General features: G+C 32.9%; 3 protein-coding genes and 1 pseudogene. All 4 read left to right on the top strand.

What is annotated here, in order from left to right; translation table 11 throughout:
- Positions 1-317: 317 nt before the first annotated feature.
- The 4 genes and pseudogenes from AC1DTM_RS19655 (at position 318) to AC1DTM_RS19640 (ending at position 3,948) form a co-directional block, all read left to right on the top strand.
- Entirely contained in the window at positions 318-1,319 is a 1,002-nt protein-coding gene (locus tag AC1DTM_RS19655) for an LCP family protein (RefSeq protein WP_016104579.1), read from the top strand.
- Positions 1,320-1,774: 455 nt separating this feature from the next.
- A pseudogene (locus AC1DTM_RS19650) lies at positions 1,775-2,424 on the top strand (polysaccharide deacetylase family protein).
- A 15-nt stretch (positions 2,425-2,439) separates the two neighbouring features.
- Entirely contained in the window at positions 2,440-3,096 is a 657-nt protein-coding gene (locus AC1DTM_RS19645) for a YkyA family protein (RefSeq protein ID WP_002202330.1), read from the top strand.
- A 171-nt stretch (positions 3,097-3,267) separates the two neighbouring features.
- Positions 3,268-3,948, top strand: coding sequence for an MgtC/SapB family protein (locus AC1DTM_RS19640; RefSeq protein ID WP_002200827.1), 681 nt, complete (start codon positions 3,268-3,270; stop codon positions 3,946-3,948).
- Positions 3,949-3,970 lie beyond the last annotated feature (22 nt).

Below are 3,970 nucleotides of genomic sequence, written 5' to 3'. Positions count from 1 at the left end.
GATTATTAGTCATCACCAATCAAAATTTTACGGCACAAACTTGACTCTTTATTCCTACTAAATTGTGAGGTGAAAATCTTACTACCTCAAATAACAGAATGATAATTCTGTAAATCTGAATGTTCCGAAGTTTTTGGTTTTTTAAGTTGATAAATAGTGACTTGCCAAAAATAAGCACAAGAGTATAATGTGAAATGGAATACATGTTGGATTCATGAAGTAACCTTACAAAATTGTAAGGTAATTGAAAGGAAATTCAATATGAAGATTAATAGACTTACATTATACTAGGGAAAGAGAAAGAGAGGCGAATGGGTATGAGCTCTGAATTAGAACAAAACACGAGAAGTAATAAAAAACGTTCTAAAAGAAAGTCATTAAAATGGTTCATTTTAATTCCATTTTTCCTACTTATTTTTGGAGGAGTAGGATATGGATCGTTTATATATAACAAAGCAAAAGCTGTTGTAAGTGATGCGTATGCAAAAATTGATAAGTCATCAAAGCGTGATAAAGAAGTTGAACCTTTAAAGGATAACATTTCAATATTAATCATGGGTGTAGATGGAAGTGAAATGAGAAAAAGCCAATACGGCGAAGCAGTTCGGACAGATGCACTTTTATTAGCGACAATTAATAAAGATGATAAGTCAGTTAAATTAGTAAGTATTCCACGTGATTCACGTGTTTATATTCCATCTAGAAAAAAATTAGATAAAATTACACACGCACACGTATTTGGTGGGGTTGAAAGTACAAGAGATACAGTGGAAAGATTTTTAAATGTTCCAGTTGATTATTATGTGAAGTTTAACTTTGAGTCATTTGTACAAATTGTAGATTCAATTGGTGGTATTGATATTGATGTACCGGTTACTTTCACAGAACAAGATAGTAAAGACCAAGCAGGTATGATCCATTTAGAAAAAGGTTACCAACATTTAAATGGAGAACAAGCACTTGCACTTGCGAGAACGCGTAAAATTGACAGTGATGCAATGCGTGGTCAAAGACAACAACTTGTAATTGAAGCAATTGCGAAAAAAGCAATGTCTGTTCAATCTATTAGTAAAATGGGCTCTCTACTTGATGCAGTTGATAAAAATATGAAAACAAACTTAACGTTTGATGATATGCTTGCTATTACGAAAAATATGGCTGGATCTGACCTGCAAATGGAAAAGATGCAAATAGAAGGAACGGATAAACGTATTGGTGGTATTTATTATTACATTCCAAACGAAAAAAATGTGAAAGATATTTCGAATAAGTTAAATGAGCATTTAGGTGTTACACCAAAACCAACTCGAAATGAATAAGTATAAAAAAAGGTTGGCCTCAGCCAATCTTTTTTTATGGAAATGGATTGCTTTATTTGTTTTTTTAGTAGAAAAGCTACTAGGTTTTTCAAGTCTACATTCAAATCATTTAAATTTATATAAACAAAAGGTGTAATTGTACGATATACTAGAGGAGAATAATTGGTAATTAACTCCTAAAGTAGAGAAAATAGATTCATCTCATTACAAATTGAAAGCGAATTGAATTGATGGAAGATCAAACAGGTTAAAACAAATCTTCTTGAAAGTTGTACATAGTGCAATCAAGAATTGGTATGAAAAGAATAAAGAGTTTGTTGAGGCAGGAACAACAATTTTGATAAAACTCCCACTATAATTTATATAAAGTTTATATAGTGTAATAAGAATAAATAGATGTATAATTATATTGGGTGATTTATATATAAGATTAATAGGGAGAGGGAATCGATAGAATGGAAAAAGCTTTTAATATTAAACGAGTRGTAGTCGTTTTAATAGCGATTGCAGCAGTAGCTATTGGGTATTTCATGTTTCAATCTATTACTTCACCAGCAAAAGCTGTTGCGAAACAAGAAAATGTAATACAGCTTGCAAGTGAACAACCGAAAGTTGAAATGAATAAAACGGCACCAAGTCGTTTTAATGGACAGGAAAGAAAAGTATGACACACAATTTTGCGAAGTTATATAAAAATGGCGAGTATGTTAATGAAATGAAAGAAGATCAAGGCTTAATCGCAAATATTATTGGGAAAGCCCCTAAATTAACACGTCCTCCATACGGATCGATGCCTGGTTTAAATGAAGGTCTCCGAAATAAAGTAGTTGAGGATGGTTTAAAAGTGTGGGACTGGACAATTGACTCTTTAGACTGGAAATACAATAAAGTACCAGTGGATGCAGCGGCAGCGCAAATCGCTCAAAATGTATTAGCTGGTGCAACAAAACCGCAAGAAGTCATTTTAATGCACGACATTCACCCGCAATCAGTTGCTGCTGTGCCAGCAATTTTAAAGGGTCTAAAAGAAAAAGGTTATGAATTTGAGGCATACCATGAAGAGAATCACCTCCCAGTGAATTTCTGGCACGATAACCGTATGTAATTGGAGGAATTGAAGTTGAAGTATGGAAAAGTAGCAGTAGTTGGAGCATTATCAGTAGGATTATTATCAGGTTGTTTCGGTGAAAAACCAGAAGAAAATTTATATACGGCTTTTGAAACAGCAGCGACACAAGAAAAATCGTTAGCTGATGATACGAAAAAGTTAGAGCAATTAGAAAAGCAAGGGCAAGAACTATATTCTCAAATTTTACAAGAAGGTAAAGAACATAATGAAGCAGTCACGAAGAAGATAGAGGAAGCTACTGCAAATGTAAATGAGCGTGAGAAAGTATTGAAAAACGAGAAAGAACTGTTAGAGAAAGCTCAGAAGGAGACGAAATCAGTTCAAAGCAATATAGAGAAGCTTGAAGATAAGAAATTACAAAAACAAGCTAAAGCAGTAGAAGAGTCGTATAAAAACCGTTATGCTGCATTCCAAAAAATGAATGAGGATTACACGAAGGCGTTAGCGAATGAAAAAGAGCTGTATGAAAAATTAAAAGTAAAAGAAACGAAGTTAAAAGAAATTGGTGAAAAAGTTAAAACTGTTAATGAGTTAAATGTGGAAGCGCAAAAGGCGAAAGAACAATTTAACAAACACACAAAAGAGTATAATGACAGTAAATTAGCATTTTACAAAGATGCACAGATTAAGACTAAAGAACAAAAATAAAGAATGACCTTAATCGTAATAAAAAAGCTATAGAAAAAGCCGGGGAAACATTGTGAAAAATGTTTTTTCGGCTTTTGTCGTTAAATGAATAGAAAAGACTGGAATTGATATCATAAAAGAGTTATAGTGTATTATTCAAAGGAAAACATTGTAAAGTAAGGAGAATGAAATATGTCATATGAATTTTTATTCAAATTAGGTTTAGCACTCTTTTTAGGATTATTCATCGGGATAGATAGGCAGCTAAAGAATAAACCGCTTGGTGTGAAAACAAGTATGGTTATTTCTGTAGCAAGTTGTTTAATTACAATGGTTTCAATTGAATCTGTAAATGTATATTCTGTACCGGGTCATACGAATATGGATCCAATGCGATTAGCTGCCCAAATTGTTAGTGGTATTGGTTTTCTTGGAGCGGGGGTAATTTTACGAAGAAGTAATGACGTTATTTCTGGATTAACGACAGCTTCAATGGTGTGGGCTGCTTCAGCTTTAGGTATTGCGATTGGAGCAGGATTTTATATACAAGCGACGGTTGCTATGGTTTTAATTATATTAGCAATCAATGTACTTCCTCACCTTGTGAAAATTGCAGGCCCATATTCATTGAGACAAAAGGACTTGTCTATCAAAATTACTGTAAATGAGCATCGAGAGTTAGACGGGATTTTTAAGCAAATTAAAAATTTAAATATGCAAGTGAAGCGAGTGAAAATTAAAGATATTGATAATGGAGCATCTCAGCAATTAGAAATGGTAATTTTAGCTCCAGAAGATTTATATACAACTGAGTTATATAGTTCTCTAAAAGAAATCGATCATGTCGTATCTGTTGAAGTTGAAAGTAGATAAAAAAGATTGAAAAGGGTGATGA

It is taken from the genome of Bacillus sp. P4_D3 (assembly GCF_056401855.1).
This window is presented reverse-complemented; position numbering and strand designations above follow the sequence as displayed.

Bases quoted from the DNA above. Each gene is read 5' to 3' on its own strand.
- AC1DTM_RS19655 (WP_016104579.1), top strand. From the start codon at position 318: ATGAGCTCTGAATTAGAACAAAACACGAGAAGTAATAAAAAACGTTCT.
- AC1DTM_RS19640 (WP_002200827.1), top strand. From the start codon at position 3,268: ATGTCATATGAATTTTTATTCAAATTAGGTTTAGCACTCTTTTTAGGA.